Genomic DNA, 15,301 nt, shown 5'->3' with positions numbered 1-15,301 from the left:
CGAATGAGCGCAAAAGCGCCGTCGCGGGGAGGAAGTCGTTGGTGGCTAGCGATCTGGAAGTGCGCGGTGTGTCCTTGCTATTCGGCGGCGTCCGCGCGCTGACCGATGTCAGCTTTTCCATTCGGAACGGCGAGCTGTTCTCGATCATCGGCCCGAACGGCGCCGGCAAGACCTCGATCGTCAACTGCATCTCCGGCCGCTACAAGCCGACCGAAGGCCAGCTGTTCTACCGTGACAAGGACATCACGGGGCTGACGCCCAATGCCCGCGCCTCGCTCGGCATCGGCCGTACCTTTCAGAACTTGGCGCTGTTCCACCATATGAGCGTGCTCGACAACATCATGGTCGGCCGCCATCACCTCCTGAAGAACAATTTCCTCACGGGCTCGCTGTACTGGTTCACCGGCGCCCGCAAGGAAGAGCTCGAGCACCGCCGCAAGGTGGAGGAGATCATTGACTTCCTCGACCTGCAGTCGGTGCGCAAGGCCACCGCCGGCACCCTGCCCTACGGCCTGCGCAAGCGCGTCGAGCTGGCCCGCGCCATGGCACTGGAGCCGCGCCTCATCCTCCTCGACGAGCCGATGGCAGGCATGAACTTCGAGGAGAAGGAGGACATGGCCCGCTACATCGTCGATCTCAACGAGGAGTTCGGGATGACGGTGGTGATGATCGAGCACGACATGGGCGTGGTGATGGACATCTCCCACCGCGTCATGGTGCTGGATTTCGGCAAGAAGATCGCCGAGGGCGATCCGGCCGCGGTGCTGGCCGATCCCCACGTCAAGCGCGCCTATCTCGGCGAAGAGGACGAAGTGCTGGTCGACCCGGACGACGCTCCGACCGCGCAGGAGAGCGCGGCATGATGGATTACGCAGGCCGCGTCGCGCAGGCCGACACCTATCCGAAGATGCTCCGCCTCAACGCCAGGGAGCACGGCCAAGAGATCGCGCTGCGCGAAAAGGATCTCGGGCTCTGGCGCCTGTTCACCTGGAACGACTACCAGACCCGGGTCCGCGACTTCGCGCTCGGCCTGATCGAGCTCGGCCTCGGGCGCGGCGACGTCGTCGGCATCATCGGCGACAACCGGCCGGACTGGGTTGCCGCCGAGATCGCCACCCACGCGATCGGCGGCCTCAGCCTCGGGCTCTATCGCGATGTGCTGGACGAGGAAGCCTCCTACCTCCTCACCTATGGCGAGGCGCAGCTCGTCTTCGCCGAAGATGAGGAGCAGGTTGACAAGCTGCTGGCGCTTGCTGAGCGCGTGCCGAAGCTGAAGCACATCATCTATTCCGACCCGCGAGGCATGCGGAAATACGACGACCCGCGGCTGATGTCGGCGGAAAAATTCGCCAAGCTTGGCCGCGCCCGCGCCACGCGCGAGCCGAAGCTTTACGATCAGCTCGTCGACGCCACCAAGGGCGAGGACGTCGCCATCCTCTGCACCACGTCGGGCACCACCTCGCATCCAAAGCTTGCGATGCTCGCCGCCGGCCGCGTGCTCGGCCATTGCGCGACCTATCTTGCCTTCGACCCGAAGGGGCCGGACGACGAATACGTCTCGGTGCTGCCCCTGCCCTGGATCATGGAGCAGGTCTATGTGCTGGGCAAAGGCCTGCTCTGCCGGATGAAGATCAACTTCGTCGAAGAGCCGGACACGATGATGAACGATCTGCGCGAGATCGCGCCGACCTTCGTGCTGTTCGCCCCACGCGTCTGGGAATCCATCGCCGCCGACGTCCGCGCCAAGGTGATGGACGCAACGCCGTACAAACAGTACCTGTTCGAAATCGGCATGAAGACGGGCCTCGCCGCGCTCGCTCACGGCAAGCGCTCAGGCTTTGCCGACGCAATCCTGTTCCGTGCGCTGCGCGACCGCCTCGGCTTCTCCCGCCTGCGTTCGGCCGCAACCGGCGGCGCGGCGCTCGGGCCCGAGACCTTCAAGTTCTTCCAAGCCATGGGCGTGCCGCTGCGCACGCTCTATGGCCAGACCGAACTTCTGGGCGCCTACACGCTGCATCCCGAAGGCAAGGTCGATCCCGATACCACGGGGATACCGATGGCCGACAGCGTCGAGATCCGCATCGACAATGCCGACGTTCACGGCGTCGGCGAGATCGTGGTGCGTCATCCCAACATGTTCCTGGGCTACTACAAGAACCCGGAGGCGAGCGTTGCCGACATCAAGGACGGCTGGATGCTGTCGGGCGATGCCGGCTATTTCAACGACAACAAGCAACTCGTCGTCATCGACCGCATCAAGGACCTCGCCGAGACCTCGCGCGGCGAGCGCTTCTCGCCGCAGTTCATCGAGAACAAGCTGAAGTTCTCGCCGTACATCGCGGAAGCCGTGGTGCTGGGCGCCGGACGCGACACGCTCGCCGCGATGATCTGCATCCGCTACTCCATCATCTCGAAATGGGCCGAGAAGAACCGCCTGTCCTTCACCACCTATAGCGACCTCGCCTCGCGGCCGGAGGTCTACGCGCTGCTTCGAAAAGAAGTCGAGACCGTCAACGCCACACTGCCGCCGGCTCAACGGATCTCGCGCTTCCTGCTGCTCTACAAGGAGCTGGACGCCGACGACGGCGAGCTCACCCGCACACGCAAGGTGCGCCGCAGTGTCATCAACGAGAGATACGAAGGCATCATCGACGCGATCTATCGCGGCGATTCCGACATCCCCGTCGACACCGTGATCCGCTTCCAGGACGGCACCACCCAGCGCGTGCGCACCACGCTGCGGGTCGTCGATCTCGGCGGACATGGCCACGTTGCGGAGGCGGCGGAGTGATACAGGTGATCGTCATGCGCGGGCTTGACCCGCGCATCCATCCTCTTCCGAGCAAGCTTCTTTCCACTTCGATGGATTGCCGGGGCAAGCCCGGCAATGACGCGCTGGGTCAATCGATATGAACACCGCCTTCCTCATCCAGTTGCTGGTCAACGGCCTTGTGGTCGGCACGCTCTACGGCGTCGTCGCGATGTCGTTTGTGCTGATCTACAAGGCGACGCAGGTCGTCAATTTCGCACAAGGCGAGCTGCTGCTTGTCGGCGCCTGGGTGTGCTGGGCGCTGCTGGCGAAATACCAGGTGCCGTTCTGGATTGGCATGCCGATGACGCTGGTGTTCATGTTCGTGTTCGGCATTGCGATCCAGGTGCTGATCCTGCGCCCGATGATCGGCGAGCCGATCATCTCGGTGATCATGGTGACGATCGGCCTCTCCACCGTGCTGCAGGCCACGCTGAAATGGATGTTCGGCGTCAACCCGCAGCCGTTCCCGCGCGTGTTCGAGAGCCAGTCGGTCAATCTGCTCGGCCTGCAGATCCAGACCGTCTACGTCATGAGCCTCGTGGTGTCGGTCGCGATGATGATCGGGATGGCCTGGTTCTTCCGTGCCTCCAAATACGGCCTCGCCATGCGCGCCACCGCGTTCAACCAGCAGGTCGCGCAGTCGCTCGGCATTTCCGTGAAAAGCGTGTTCGCGATGGCCTGGGCTATCTCGGCCACGGTCTCGGCCGTCGCCGGCGTCGTCGTCGCCGTTGTGAACGGTGTGTCCTCTGGCCTTGCCGCCTACGGCATCAAGGTATTCCCGGCCGCGATCCTCGGCGGGCTCGATTCCGTCGGCGGCGCCGTGCTCGGCGGCATCATCATTGGGCTGCTGGAGAACATCGCGCAATATGTCGACAGCGAGTACCTGCACTGGGGCAATCTCTACGAGATCGCGCCGTTCTACGTCCTCATCATCGTGCTGATGATCAAGCCCTACGGCCTGTTCGGCACCCACGACATCGAGCGGATCTGATCCATGGCCGGCCCTGCCCTCATTCCCGCTGGTGATTTCCGCATTTCCTACGCGGCCGACACCACGATCTTCCCGACCCGGACCAGCCGCAATTTCGCGGTTCTCGGCGTGCTGCTGCTGTGCCTCGCGCCGCAATTCCTCAGCGGCTACTGGCTCAGCATCCTGATCCAGATCGGCATCTTCTCGATCGCAGCGCTCGGCCTCAACATCCTGGTCGGCTTCACCGGCCAGATCTCGATCGGTCACGCCGCCTTCTTCCTGCTCGGCGCGTTCACCTCCGCCTACGTCTCCAACCACGTGCACGTCCCGGTGTTCTTCGCGATCCCGCTCGCGGGTATCATCACCGCGCTGGTCGGCCTGATCTTCGGCATTCCGGCGGCACGTCTGAAAGGCCTCTACCTCGTCATCGCGACGCTCGCCGCGCAATACATCCTGCTCGACTTCTTCTCGCGCGCCGAATGGTTCACCGGCGGCTCGGTACCGGCGAGCGCCAACCCGTTCTCGATTTTCGGCTACACGCTGCGGGGCGACAGGCAGTATTTCTACGTCGTGCTGGCCTATGTGCTCGCGAGCTACATCCTCGTCACCAATCTGATGCGCACCCGCGACGGCCGCGCGCTGGTGGCGATCCGCGACCATTATCTCTCCGCCGAGATCATGGGCATCAATTTGACGAAATACCGGACGCTGTCGTTCGCGCTGGCCGCCTTCTTCGCCGGCATCGCGGGTGCGCTCTACGCGCACTACCAGCAGGTCGTCTCGCAAGAAGGCTTTGGCATCGAGCGCTCGATCCTGTTCCTCGCCATGATCATCATCGGCGGCACCGGCTCGATCATGGGAACGCTGATGGGCACCGCCTTCGTCGTGCTGCTGCCGGAATCGATGGAATATTTCAGCCACTATCTGAAGGGGGGCGCCATCGACAAGGCGCTGTTGCTCAACACCAACATCACTTTCCTGCGCGAGATCGCGATTGGGCTCATCATCATCGCGTTCCTGATGTTCGAGCCGGATGGGCTCGCGCATCGCTGGCGGCAGATCAAGGCCTACTGGAAACTCTACCCGTTCTCGCATTGAGCATGGGCAACTAGTCTGAAAGCAACGAATAGGAGGAAGCAACTGATGAAGACAAAATCCCTTTTGAGCACCGCATCGCTCGCGCTTGCGATCGCGGCGTTTTCGGCCGGCGCGCACGCTCAGATCGCGGTCGGCCATCTCGCCGATTATTCCGGCGGCACCTCGGACGTCGGCACGCCCTATGGCCAGGCTGTCGCCGACACCTTCGCCTGGATCAACAAGAACGGCGGCATCGGCGGCAAGCAGGTCAACGTCGACACCAACGACTACGGCTACCAGGTGCCGCGCGCGATCGCGCTTTACAAGAAGTGGTCGGCGCCGGACACCAAGGTCGCCGCTATCATGGGCTGGGGCACGGCCGACACCGAGGCCCTGACCGGCTTCCTCGCGCAGGACAAGATCCCCGACATGTCCGGCTCCTACGCTGCCGCGCTGACCGATCCCGAAGGCACCAGCGGCAAGGCGAAGCCCGCCCCCTACAATCTGTTCTACGGCCCGAGCTACTCCGATGCGCTGCGCGCGATGCTGATGTGGGCGACCGACGACTGGAAGGCCAAGGGCAAGAGCGGCAAGCCGAAGTTCGTCCATATGGGCGCGAACCACCCCTACCCGAACGCGCCGAAGGCGGCCGGCGAAGCGCTGGCGCAGGAGCTCGGGTTCGAAGTGCTGCCGCCGCTGGTGTTCGCGCTTACCCCCGGCGACTACAGCGCGCAGTGCCTGAGCCTGAAATCGTCGGGCGCCAACTACGCCTATCTCGGCAACACCGCCGCTTCCAACATCTCGGTCATGAAGGCCTGCAAGACCGCCGGCGTCGAGATCCAGTTCCTGGGCAACGTCTGGGGCATGGATGAGAACGCCGCCAAGACCGCAGGCGATGCGGCCAATGGCGTGGTGTTCCCGCTGCGCACGGCCGTGAGCTGGGGCGGCGATGCCCCGGGCATGAAGACGGTGATGGAAATCTCCAAGATCTCCGATCCGACCGGCAAGGTGTATCGTCCCGTGCACTATGTCGCCGCCGTCTGCTCGGCGATGTACATGAAGGAAGCGCTCGATTGGGCCGCCAAGAACGGCGGCGCCAACGGCGAGAACGTCGTCAAGGCGTTCCACCAGAAGAAGGACTGGGTGCCGGTCGGCATGGAAGGCGTCTGCAATCCCTCGACCTGGACCGAGAAGGATCACCGCGGCACGCTGAAGGTCGACCTCTATCAGACCAAGATCTCCGGCGCGACCGATGGCGAGCTCAACGACCTCATGGCCAAGGGCACGATCAAGATCGAGAAGATCAAGACCGTCGAGCTGCCGCGCAAGCCGGAATGGCTGGGCTGGTGAGCCCCGCCTTCACCACATACGCAACTGTCATCCCCCGCGAGAGCGGGGGATCCAGTAAGCCGCGGCTTCTCAGTGAATCTCTGGCGTCTCTGGAATGCTGGGTCGCCCGGTCCCGATGCGCAATTGCGCATAAGGCCGGGGCGACGACAGCGGAGTTTTGAAGCATGACCGAGACCGCCGAAGCCATCCGCACCAATCCAACCGCAGTCGCCACCGCGCCCCTCCTCAACGTGCGCAACATCGAGGTCGTCTATGACGACGTCATCCTGGTGCTGCGCGGCCTCAGCCTCGAGGTGCCCAAGGGCGCGATCGTCGCGCTGCTGGGCGCCAATGGCGCCGGCAAATCGACGACGCTGAAGGCGATCTCGGGGCTTCTCAAGACCGAGGACGGCGAGGTCACGCGCGGCGAGATCGTGTTCGACGGCGAGCGCATCGATGGCATCGATCCCGACAAGATCGTCCGCCGCGGCATCTTCCAGGTGATGGAGGGCCGACGCATCGTTGCCGACATGACCTCGCTGGAAAACCTCAAGCTCGGCGCGTTCACCCGCAACGACCGCGAGGTTGATTCCGATCTCGACATGGTGTTCGACTATTTCCCACGCCTGAAGGAGCGCACGGGCCTTGCCGGCTATCTCTCCGGCGGCGAGCAGCAGATGCTCGCGATCGGCCGCGCGCTTATGGCGCGCCCGAAGATGATTTTGATGGACGAGCCGTCGATGGGTCTGTCGCCGCTGCTCGTGAAGGAAGTGTTCTCGATCATCAAGAAAATCAACCGCAACCTCGGCGTCACTATTCTGCTGGTCGAGCAGAACGCGCGCGCCGCACTCTCGGTCGCGAGCCACGGCTACATCATGGAGCAGGGCAAGGTCGTGCTCGACGGCACCGCCGACGAGCTGCGCGACAACGAGGACGTCAAGGAATTCTATCTCGGCGGCGCCGGCGACCAGCGCAAGAGCTTCAAGAACCTCAAGAGCTTCAAGCGGCGCAAGCGGTGGTTGTAACCCTTAGGCCAGCACCTGCTCCGCTTCCGTGACCGCGCAAAGCACATGATAGAACGACGACGCAGGAATGGTGTCGACCAGCGACTTGCCCTCGCGATCGAACTGATCGTACCAGCCGCCCCGCACGGGATGGCTGAGGTAATGCCGTTCCAGCCGCACCAGCGCCGCACGCGCCTCGTCCGCAGCGCCCGCCTCACCGGATTCGGCCTGCGCGATCCACGCCTTCGCGATCTCGGTCTGCGGCCACAGCCGGCGCGAGTGACGCCGGATGTTGCCCTCGGTGTCGGCCTCGTCGATCAGGCAGCCCGAAACGGTGTCGAACGATCGCATGGCCGCCTGCATCAGCTCGCCGCGAAAGCGTCCGGTCGGGCATCCCGTAATGCGCTCGAAGCCCTTCAGCAGCCAGACCCACTCGGCCTGGTGACCCGGCTCGACGCTGACAGGCTCGATCCTGGACCAGTCCTCCTCGAAGTACTCGCCGAGCACGCGCTTCTGCTTGTCGTAGAAGTTGGCGAGGAACAGCGCGAAGAATTCGCCGGCGCGGTTCTGGAACGACAGGTCGTGGGTCGCGTCGAAACAGGCGATCATCGCCTCGAACAGATGCATGTGCGGATTTTGCCGCCGCGGCATCGAAACCGGCAGGCTTTCGTGAACACCGCCATGCGGCGAGCGCAGATGGCCGTCGATGAAGGCGAGCAGCGCATCGATCTCGGTGCGGATCTGCGCGTCCTTGTCGAGCGCGTAGGCCGTGGACAGCGCCAGCAGGATGAAGCTGTGATCATAGGCATCGCGCTTGCCATCGAGCACGGTGCCCTCAGGCGTCAAGCGATGCACGTAGCCGGGCTTGCCGTCCGGCGACTTCGCGCGCGCCAGCATGTGCTCCAGCCCCTTCAGGGCGATCGCGCGCCCTTCCGGGTACCAGCCCATCTGCGCCGCCTTGGCGTAGCAATAAATTTGCCGCGCCTGGACGAACGCCCGCCGCGGCGCGGCGGAATCCGCCGTGCCGTCCCTGTGCAAGCGGTCGATGAAGCCGCCGGACGCGGCGTCCCAGCCTGCGGTCGACCACAGCGGCAGCGCGTCCTCGATCATGCGGCGCTTGAGCCGCGCGACGACATCGCCTGCCTCGTCCGCCGCAACGGAGCCTTCGCCTGCCATCATTTGTCTCCAAATCCGCTCGCGTGCCGACTGATACCGACCCCGGGAACCGCATGCAACGGATACGTCCGATCGAGGATCAGCCATGACCGCCCATTACGACGCTCTTGAGACGCGCGCGCCGAACGAGCGGGAGGACGCGCTGTTCGCCCGGCTGCCGGAGGTCCTGCGCAGCGCGCTCGCCGCGCCTGCCTATGCCGAGCGCCTCAAAGGCATCGATCCAGCCTCGGTGACCTCACGGGCGGCGCTGGCGCGCCTGCCGGTGCTGCGCAAATCGGAACTCCCGGCCCTGCATAAGGCCTCCCTGCCCTTCGGCGGTTTTGTGGAGGCGCCTCCCGGCTCGTTTGCGCGATTGTTCACCTCGCCGGGCCCGATCTTCGAGCCGGAGGCGACGGGCACAGATCCTTGGCGCGGCGCGCGGGCACTGTTCGCAGCCGGCTTCCGGCCGGGCGACGTCGTGCTCAACACCTTCAGCTATCACCTGACGCCGGGTGGCTTCATCTTCGATGGCTCGGCACGCGCGCTCGGCTGCGCGGTGATCCCGGCAGGGCCGGGAAATACCGAGCAGCAGTTCGAGCTGATCGAAGCCTACCGTCCAATCGGCTACAGCGGCACGCCTGACTTCCTGAAGATCCTGCTCGATGCCGCCGCGACCGCAGGGCGCGACGTGTCCTCGATCAAGCGAGCGCTGGTCTCGGGCGCTGCGTTTCCGCCTTCGCTGCAGGCCGAGATCAAGGCGCGCGGCATCGACGCCTACCAGGCTTTTGGCACCGCCGATCTCGGCCTGATCGCATTCGAGACCGAGGCGCGCGACGGCATGGTTGTGACCGAGGACCTGATTCTGGAGATCGTCAAGCCCGGCACGGGCGAGCCCGTCGCGGACGGCGATGTCGGCGAGATCGTCGTAACCTCGCTCGATCCGCATCATCCCTGGATCAGGCTCGCGCTCGGCGACCTCACCGCTGCGCTGCCGGGTGCGAGCGCTTGCGGCCGTACCAATATGCGCATCAAGGGCTGGATGGGCCGCGCCGACCAGACCACCAAGGTCAAGGGCATGTTCGTTCGCCCCGAACAGATCGCAGACATCGCAAAACGCCACCCCGCGCTGGGCCGCCTGCGCCTCGTCGTCTCGCGCCAGGGCGAAGCGGACGCGATGACGCTGAAGGCGGAGACGGCGTCCGCGAGCGAGGCACTGCGCGAAGAGATCGCGGCCACGTTGCGCGCGGTGACCAAGCTCGGCGGTGCCGTCGAATTGGTCAGCCCGGGCGCGTTGCCGAATGACGGTAAGGTTATCGCCGACGAGCGCTAGCGGCGCCGCGCGGCGCGTTTGGGCGTCCTTGACAAGGTGCCGGAGAACCGGCGAACAAGGGCCCGAAACATATGTTGCGGCATCCCATGACAACGACATCGACGCGCCCGGCCGTCTTCTTCGATCGCGACGGCGTTCTCAATCACGACGCGGGCTACCTGTTCGAGGTCAGCAAGTTCGAATGGATGGACGGCGCGCGCGAAGCGGTCAGGCTCGTGAACGAGGCCGGCTATTTCGCTTTCGTCGTCACCAACCAGTCCGGCGTCGCCCGCGGCTTCTACCAGGAGAGCGATGTCGAGACCCTGCATCGCTGGATGTCGGACCAGCTCGCCGCGGTCGGCGCGCGTATCGATGCGTTCGAATACTGTGCCGACCATCCGGAGGGCACCGTCGAGCGCTACCGGCGCGACAGCGACCGGCGCAAGCCCGGGCCCGGCATGATCACCGACCTGATGAAGCGATTTCCCGTTGCAGCCGAAAACAGCTTCCTGATCGGAGACCAGCAGCGCGACGTCGATGCGGCGCACGCCGCCGGCATTCGCGGCTTGCTGTTTCGCGAAGGCAACCTTGCGGCGTTCGTGCGCAAGGCACTGAAGCTCGCCTGAAGCCGGTCGGTCCAAGGCGTTGAAATTCCCCCGTTTCCGGGCTAGTCGTCCCAGCGAGCGTTAACGCGCAGCGCAGTGGTACTCCTTCGTTTGTGGTACTCGGCACCGCACGGCGCCTGGCGAACCGGAGTTCCAAGTCTCGTGCGTGTCCTTATCCTCAACGCTGATTATCAGCGCTTCCTGACCTGGCTCTACCGGCGCAATCCGGGCCTGGAAGGCGCATCCTACGACGCGCAAATGGCGGCACGTAACGCCAGCCTGTTCGGCGTTGCCAATTTCTATTCGCGCAATTTCGCTGCAGCTGGACATACCGCCGCGGACATCCATGTGAACAATCCCTGGATGCGAGCGGCGTGGGCGCGCGAGCACGGGCTTGCGGTCGAGCAGCCGCCGTCGCCCGCCGCCTCGGTGCACCGGCAAGCAGTTCCCGGTTGGCTGCTGCGCGCGGTCGCACCGTTCAAGCCGATACTGCGACCGCTCGCGCGCAAGGTGGGACTGAGCCCGCGGCTCGACGCGGAGGCCGAAAAAATTCTGCTGGCGCAGATCGAGGAATTCAAGCCGGACTTCATCCTCAATCAGGATCTCTTCCACGTCGACACGCGCCTGGCGCGCCGGATCAAGCAGATCGGCCGTCCCGTTCTGCTCGGACAGGTCGGCATCGTGCCGTCGCGCGGCGAGGATTGGTCGGTCTACGATCTCCTGATCTCGCAGATATCGGCTGTGGTGAATTCCTTTCGAGCCCAGGGGGCGCGATCCGAGATGATCCACCTCGCCTTCGAGCCTGGCATCCTCGACGTGCTGCCGCCGGCGCCTGAACGAAATATCGACGTCTCCTTCGTCGGCGCGATCTCGGCCGATCACCAGCAGCGGGTCGCGCAACTGGAGGCGGTCGCGCGGAAATTCGACCTGAAGCTCTACGGCAGCGGCCTCGACAGCCTTCCCGCCTCATCACCATTGCACCGCTGCTATCAGGGCGAGGTCTGGGGTGTGGAGATGTATCAGGCGCTGCGCGCCTCACGCGTCACGTTGAATTCACATATCGACATGGCCGGACGCGAGGCCGGCAATGCGCGCCTGTTCGAGGCGACCGGCGTCGGAACCTGCCTGCTCACCGACTACAAGGACAATCTTCACACGCTGTTCGATAATGGCCGCGAGGTCGCGGCCTGGCGCTCGATCGACGAATGCCTCGGCCTGATCGATCATTACCTCGCAAACGACGACGAGCGCCGCGCGGTTGCCGCGGCCGGACAGGCGCGGACGCTGTCGACACACGCATTCAGGCAGCGGATCGACCACATTCTTCACCTGGCCAGTCAAATCTAGCGCGTCGCGGCGCTGGCGGCATCCGCCCTTGACGGTACGGGCCAAAATGGCCAAAGTGTTGGACTTGGACGCTATGTCACTCTAATTCCTAAGCTTTTTCGAGGCAGACGATGGAACACGTCGAACAAGTTCGATTCGGCGATCAGCTCTACGCCATCATCGTGCGCGCCTCGTTCCGCGAGCCCGGCATCCATTTCTTTTCGACGCCCGAACTGTCGCAGCAGCTCGCCTTCATGAGCCATCCCGAGGGCAAGAGCATCGCGCCACATCGCCACAACAAGGTGACGCGGGAGGTGCACTACACCCAGGAAGTGCTCCTGATCCAGAAGGGCAAACTTCAGGTCGATTTTTACACCGTGGCCGAGGAATATCTGGAAAGCCGCATCCTGGGCCCGGGCGACATCATCCTGCTCTGCAGCGGCGCGCACGGCTTCCATGTGCTCGAGCCGCTCGAGATGTTCGAGATCAAGCAAGGCCCCTACGCCGGCGAGAACGACAAGACTCGTTTCCCCGAGGCAGCGCCCTCCGAGATCAGGGTCAAAGGTCCAGGACTTTGAGCAAAGCCTGTAACTGAAAGCTTGTGAGCAAAGCCTGTGAGTGACCCGTTCATCCCCGTCAACACGCCGCTGCTCGACGGCAACGAAGCCGAGTATCTGGCCGAGTGCATCCGCACCGGCTGGATCTCGTCCGAAGGCCCGTTCATCAAGCGCTTCGAGGAGGCGATGGCGCAAGCCGCCGGCCGCCGCCACGGCGTCGCCGTCACCAACGGCTCGGTTGCGCTTGACATCTCCGTGCATGCGCTCGGGCTTGAGCCCCGCGGCGAGGTCATCATTCCGACCTTCACGATCATCAGCTGCGCCTCCGCCGTGACCCGGGCGGGGCTGATCCCGGTCGGTGTCGATTGCGATCCCGCGACCTGGAACATGACCATCGAGGGCGTCGAGGCCGCGATCACGCCGCGCACGCGGGCCATCATGCTGGTTCACATCTACGGCCTGCCGGTCGATCTCGAACCGATCATGAAGCTCGCCAGGGCGCGCGGCCTCAAGGTGATCGAGGATGCCGCCGAGATGCACGGCCAGACCTATCGCGGCGCGCCCTGCGGCAGCTTTGGCGATGTCTCGACTTTCAGCTTCTATCCGAACAAGCACGTCACCACCGGTGAAGGCGGCATGATCGTCACCGACGACGACGCACTTGCCGAGCGCCTGGCAAGCCTTCGCAATCTCTGCTTCCAGCCGCAGCAGCGCTTCGTCCACGAAGAGCTCGGCTGGAACGCGCGCATGACGAATTTGCAGGCGGCCCTCGGCGTCGCCCAGGTCGAGCGCCTGCCGCGGACCGTCGAGATGAAGCGCCGCATCGGCCAGCTCTATGACCAGCATCTTGCCGATGTCGCCGGCATCCGTCGCCCCGTCGCCAGAACCAACTACGCCGACAACATCTATTGGGTCTACGGGATCGTCCTGGACGACTCCGTGCCGTTCGACGCCAAGGAGGCGATGCGGCGCCTGGCGCAGAAGGGCATCGGCACGCGGCCGTTCTTCTGGTGCATGCACGAGCAGCCGGTGCTGCGCCGCATGGGGTTAATGCTGGATGAATCCCATCCGCACGCGGAATACATTGCCCGCCGCGGCTTTTATCTGCCTAGTGGGCTTGCATTGACCGAGGACGAGATCGCCCGGTCGGCGCGGGCGCTCAGGGAGATCCTGCCGTGACCGTGTTCGCGGACTACGCGCCCTGGTACGATCTGTTGTACCGGGACAAGGACTACGCAGCCGAGACCGACTTCGTCGAAAGCCGTCTGCGCGCGCACGGCGTCGCCACGGGCAAGCTGCTCGATCTTGGCTGCGGCACCGGCGTGCACGCGATCGAATTCGCCCGCCGCGGCTGGAGCGCCGCCGGAGTCGATCTCAGCTTAGACATGATTGAGGAGGCGAAGACACGCGCCGAACAGGCGGGCCTCGCCATTCCCTTCCGCCAGGGCGATGCTTGCGACACCGGCCCGGAGCGCGGCTACGACGCGGTGGTGTCGCTGTTTCACGTCGCAAGCTATCAGAACGATCACGACCGGCTGGAAGCGCTGTTCAGGACCGCGCATGCGGCCCTCAAGCCCGGTGGCGTGTTCTTGTTCGACTATTGGTATGGCGGCGCGGTGCTGGCGCAGGGCGTGGAGACGCGCGTCAAGGTGATCGAGCAGGCGCCGCTGCGCCTGACCCGGATCGCGCAATCCGACCATGACGAGCCGAATGCGACGGTGTCCGTCAACTACACTCTGTTCTGCGAGGACATGGACCGCGCGACGATCCGGCGCGTCGATGAGACCCATCGCATGCGTTACTGGTTTCCCTTTGAGGTCGAAGCTGTGCTGAAGCGTTGCGGGTTCGAGCCGGCCGGCAGCCATGCCTGGCTGTCGGACGTTGCGCCGAACGTGAAGGACTGGGCCGCCTGGTCCATCGCGAGAAAGGCTGCGCGGCCGTGAAACGTTATCACGTCGGCATCTTTCTCGAACTGCCGCTCGACGTCGGCGGCGGCTTCCAGCAGTCGCTCACCGACATCATGTGGATGCGCGACTGGGCGAAGACCGCCGATATCGACGTCACGGTGTTCACGACACTGCACGACAACGTCGCGATCCTCGCCGATCTCGGCGTCAACAGCGTGTATCTCAAGCTCGGCTGGCTCGATCGCCTGTTCCTGTTCCTCAAATATTCCGGACCGTTCGACCTGCTGCAGTACTCCATGCGGCTGTGCGCACCGTTCGAGAAGAAGCTGATTCGGGCCGGCGTCGACATCGTCTATTTCACCACGACATCGAATTGGAATTTGGTGCTTTACAAGCTGCCGTTCATCATCACGATCTTCGACGGCTGCTTCCGTGACCGTCCTGAATTCGACGAAGTGCGGGAATTCGCCCAGTTCGAGCGCCGCGACATCGTGTGGCGCAGCGCCGCCGTCAAGGCCGCGGTGGTCGTGACCAACGCGGATGAGTTGGTTGACATGCTGTACCGGCGCTACGCCATGGAGCGCGACCGCGCCGTCTGCATCCCGTTCTCGCCGTCGCTCTACGTGTCGCGATCGGATAAGGCCGATCAGGACGCGGACGCAGCGATCCTCAGGAAGTACAGCATCCAGCCCGGCTATCTGTTCTATCCGGCGCAATTCTGGTCGCACAAGAACCATGCAACGATCCTGCTTGCGATGCGCCTCTTGAGGGACCAGGGGGAGACAAACAGGCTGGTGCTCTGCGGCTCCGATCGCGGCGCGCGCGCTGCGTTCGAGGCACTGGCGGCGCAGCACGGTCTCGCCGATTGCGTGCACATGCTCGGCTTCGTCCCCAACGCGGAGCTTGGCGCGCTCTACCGGGGCGCCCACGCGCTGGTAATGGCCACCTATTTCGGCCCCACCAACCTGCCCCCGCTCGAGGCGTGGGCGGTCGGCACGCCAGTGATCTATCCGGAAGCCTTCGAGGCGCAGGCTGGCGATGCAGCCATTCTGTTCGATTACGACGATCCGGCCTCGCTCGCGAAGGCCATCGCCAAGGTCGGCTCACCCGAAGAGCGCGCCCGGCTTGCCGCCGCAGGCAGGCAACGGCTTGCCCATTTCGGCGAGCGGATCGACGAAGGACACCGGCAGCTTGCCCGGCACCTGATGCGGCTGAGGTATCGTCGTTACCCTCAGATCTACTGAGATCAG

At 64.4% G+C, this 15,301-nt stretch carries 14 protein-coding genes; 13 read left to right on the top strand and 1 reads right to left on the bottom strand.

Annotation, left to right across the window (positions count from 1 at the left end; genetic code table 11):
• The first annotated feature begins 41 nt into the window (after positions 1-41).
• The 6 genes from SE91_RS08640 (at position 42) to SE91_RS08615 (ending at position 7,213) form a co-directional block, all read left to right on the top strand.
• Positions 42-863 (top strand): ABC transporter ATP-binding protein, encoded by an 822-nt coding sequence (locus SE91_RS08640; RefSeq protein ID WP_061851048.1) that lies wholly within the window; start codon positions 42-44, stop codon positions 861-863.
• Positions 860-2,791, top strand: a complete 1,932-nt coding sequence (locus tag SE91_RS08635) for a long-chain fatty acid--CoA ligase (RefSeq protein WP_061847292.1) — start codon at positions 860-862, stop codon at positions 2,789-2,791. The genes SE91_RS08640 and SE91_RS08635 overlap by 4 nt, the downstream gene beginning before the upstream one ends.
• A gap of 118 nt (positions 2,792-2,909) precedes the next feature.
• Complete coding sequence (locus tag SE91_RS08630; RefSeq protein WP_061847291.1) at positions 2,910-3,803, top strand: branched-chain amino acid ABC transporter permease; 894 nt, start codon at positions 2,910-2,912, stop codon at positions 3,801-3,803.
• A 3-nt stretch (positions 3,804-3,806) separates the two neighbouring features.
• On the top strand, positions 3,807-4,880 hold the full coding sequence (locus SE91_RS08625; protein ID WP_061847290.1) for a branched-chain amino acid ABC transporter permease: 1,074 nt from the start codon (positions 3,807-3,809) through the stop codon (positions 4,878-4,880).
• A gap of 45 nt (positions 4,881-4,925) precedes the next feature.
• The gene (locus tag SE91_RS08620) at positions 4,926-6,209 is read left to right on the top strand and encodes an ABC transporter substrate-binding protein (protein WP_061847289.1); all 1,284 of its coding nucleotides are present in this window, start codon (positions 4,926-4,928) and stop codon (positions 6,207-6,209) included.
• A 164-nt stretch (positions 6,210-6,373) separates the two neighbouring features.
• Positions 6,374-7,213, top strand: a complete 840-nt coding sequence (locus SE91_RS08615) for an ABC transporter ATP-binding protein (protein WP_061847288.1) — start codon at positions 6,374-6,376, stop codon at positions 7,211-7,213.
• Between the two features lie 3 nt (positions 7,214-7,216).
• On the opposite strand, the gene SE91_RS08610 is transcribed toward SE91_RS08615, so the two are convergent.
• Complete coding sequence (locus SE91_RS08610; protein ID WP_061851047.1) at positions 7,217-8,368, bottom strand: AGE family epimerase/isomerase; 1,152 nt, start codon at positions 8,366-8,368, stop codon at positions 7,217-7,219.
• A gap of 85 nt (positions 8,369-8,453) precedes the next feature.
• On the opposite strand from SE91_RS08610, the gene SE91_RS08605 reads away from it, so the two are divergent.
• The 7 genes from SE91_RS08605 to SE91_RS08575 all read left to right on the top strand — a co-directional run bounded on the left by SE91_RS08605 (position 8,454) and on the right by SE91_RS08575 (position 15,295).
• Positions 8,454-9,677 (top strand): phenylacetate--CoA ligase family protein, encoded by a 1,224-nt coding sequence (locus tag SE91_RS08605; RefSeq protein WP_061847287.1) that lies wholly within the window; start codon positions 8,454-8,456, stop codon positions 9,675-9,677.
• Positions 9,678-9,763: 86 nt separating this feature from the next.
• The gene (locus SE91_RS08600) at positions 9,764-10,282 is read left to right on the top strand and encodes a D-glycero-alpha-D-manno-heptose-1,7-bisphosphate 7-phosphatase (RefSeq protein ID WP_061847286.1); all 519 of its coding nucleotides are present in this window, start codon (positions 9,764-9,766) and stop codon (positions 10,280-10,282) included.
• 141 nt (positions 10,283-10,423) lie between these two features.
• A complete protein-coding gene (locus SE91_RS08595) occupies positions 10,424-11,608 on the top strand; it encodes a CgeB family protein (protein WP_061847285.1) in 1,185 nt (394 codons plus the stop codon).
• A gap of 110 nt (positions 11,609-11,718) precedes the next feature.
• A complete protein-coding gene (locus SE91_RS08590; protein WP_061847284.1) occupies positions 11,719-12,165 on the top strand; it encodes a cupin domain-containing protein in 447 nt (148 codons plus the stop codon).
• A 36-nt stretch (positions 12,166-12,201) separates the two neighbouring features.
• On the top strand, positions 12,202-13,323 hold the full coding sequence (locus SE91_RS08585) for a DegT/DnrJ/EryC1/StrS family aminotransferase (RefSeq protein WP_061847283.1): 1,122 nt from the start codon (positions 12,202-12,204) through the stop codon (positions 13,321-13,323).
• Positions 13,320-14,087 carry a class I SAM-dependent DNA methyltransferase gene (locus SE91_RS08580; RefSeq protein ID WP_061847282.1) on the top strand — a complete coding sequence of 256 codons (768 nt, stop codon included), beginning with the start codon at positions 13,320-13,322 and terminating at the stop codon, positions 14,085-14,087. The genes SE91_RS08585 and SE91_RS08580 overlap by 4 nt, the downstream gene beginning before the upstream one ends.
• Positions 14,084-15,295: a glycosyltransferase gene (locus SE91_RS08575; protein ID WP_061847281.1), complete on the top strand. Its 1,212-nt coding sequence runs from the start codon at positions 14,084-14,086 to the stop codon at positions 15,293-15,295. The genes SE91_RS08580 and SE91_RS08575 overlap by 4 nt, the downstream gene beginning before the upstream one ends.
• The last annotated feature ends 6 nt before the right edge of the window (positions 15,296-15,301 follow it).

The sequence above is a fragment of the Bradyrhizobium sp. DOA1 genome (assembly GCF_001593325.1).
Taxonomy (GTDB): domain Bacteria; phylum Pseudomonadota; class Alphaproteobacteria; order Rhizobiales; family Xanthobacteraceae; genus Bradyrhizobium.
This window is presented reverse-complemented; position numbering and strand designations above follow the sequence as displayed.

Excerpts from the sequence above, each read along its gene's own strand:
- SE91_RS08615 (WP_061847288.1), top strand. The coding sequence starts at position 6,374 with ATGACCGAGACCGCCGAAGCCATCCGCACCAATCCAACCGCAGTCGCC.
- SE91_RS08600 (WP_061847286.1), top strand. The coding sequence starts at position 9,764 with ATGACAACGACATCGACGCGCCCGGCCGTCTTCTTCGATCGCGACGGC.
- SE91_RS08635 (WP_061847292.1), top strand. The coding sequence starts at position 860 with ATGATGGATTACGCAGGCCGCGTCGCGCAGGCCGACACCTATCCGAAG.
- SE91_RS08605 (WP_061847287.1), top strand. The coding sequence starts at position 8,454 with ATGACCGCCCATTACGACGCTCTTGAGACGCGCGCGCCGAACGAGCGG.
- SE91_RS08625 (WP_061847290.1), top strand. The coding sequence starts at position 3,807 with ATGGCCGGCCCTGCCCTCATTCCCGCTGGTGATTTCCGCATTTCCTAC.
- SE91_RS08590 (WP_061847284.1), top strand. The coding sequence starts at position 11,719 with ATGGAACACGTCGAACAAGTTCGATTCGGCGATCAGCTCTACGCCATC.
- SE91_RS08610 (WP_061851047.1), bottom strand. The coding sequence starts at position 8,368 with ATGGCAGGCGAAGGCTCCGTTGCGGCGGACGAGGCAGGCGATGTCGTC.
- SE91_RS08630 (WP_061847291.1), top strand. The coding sequence starts at position 2,910 with ATGAACACCGCCTTCCTCATCCAGTTGCTGGTCAACGGCCTTGTGGTC.
- SE91_RS08620 (WP_061847289.1), top strand. The coding sequence starts at position 4,926 with ATGAAGACAAAATCCCTTTTGAGCACCGCATCGCTCGCGCTTGCGATC.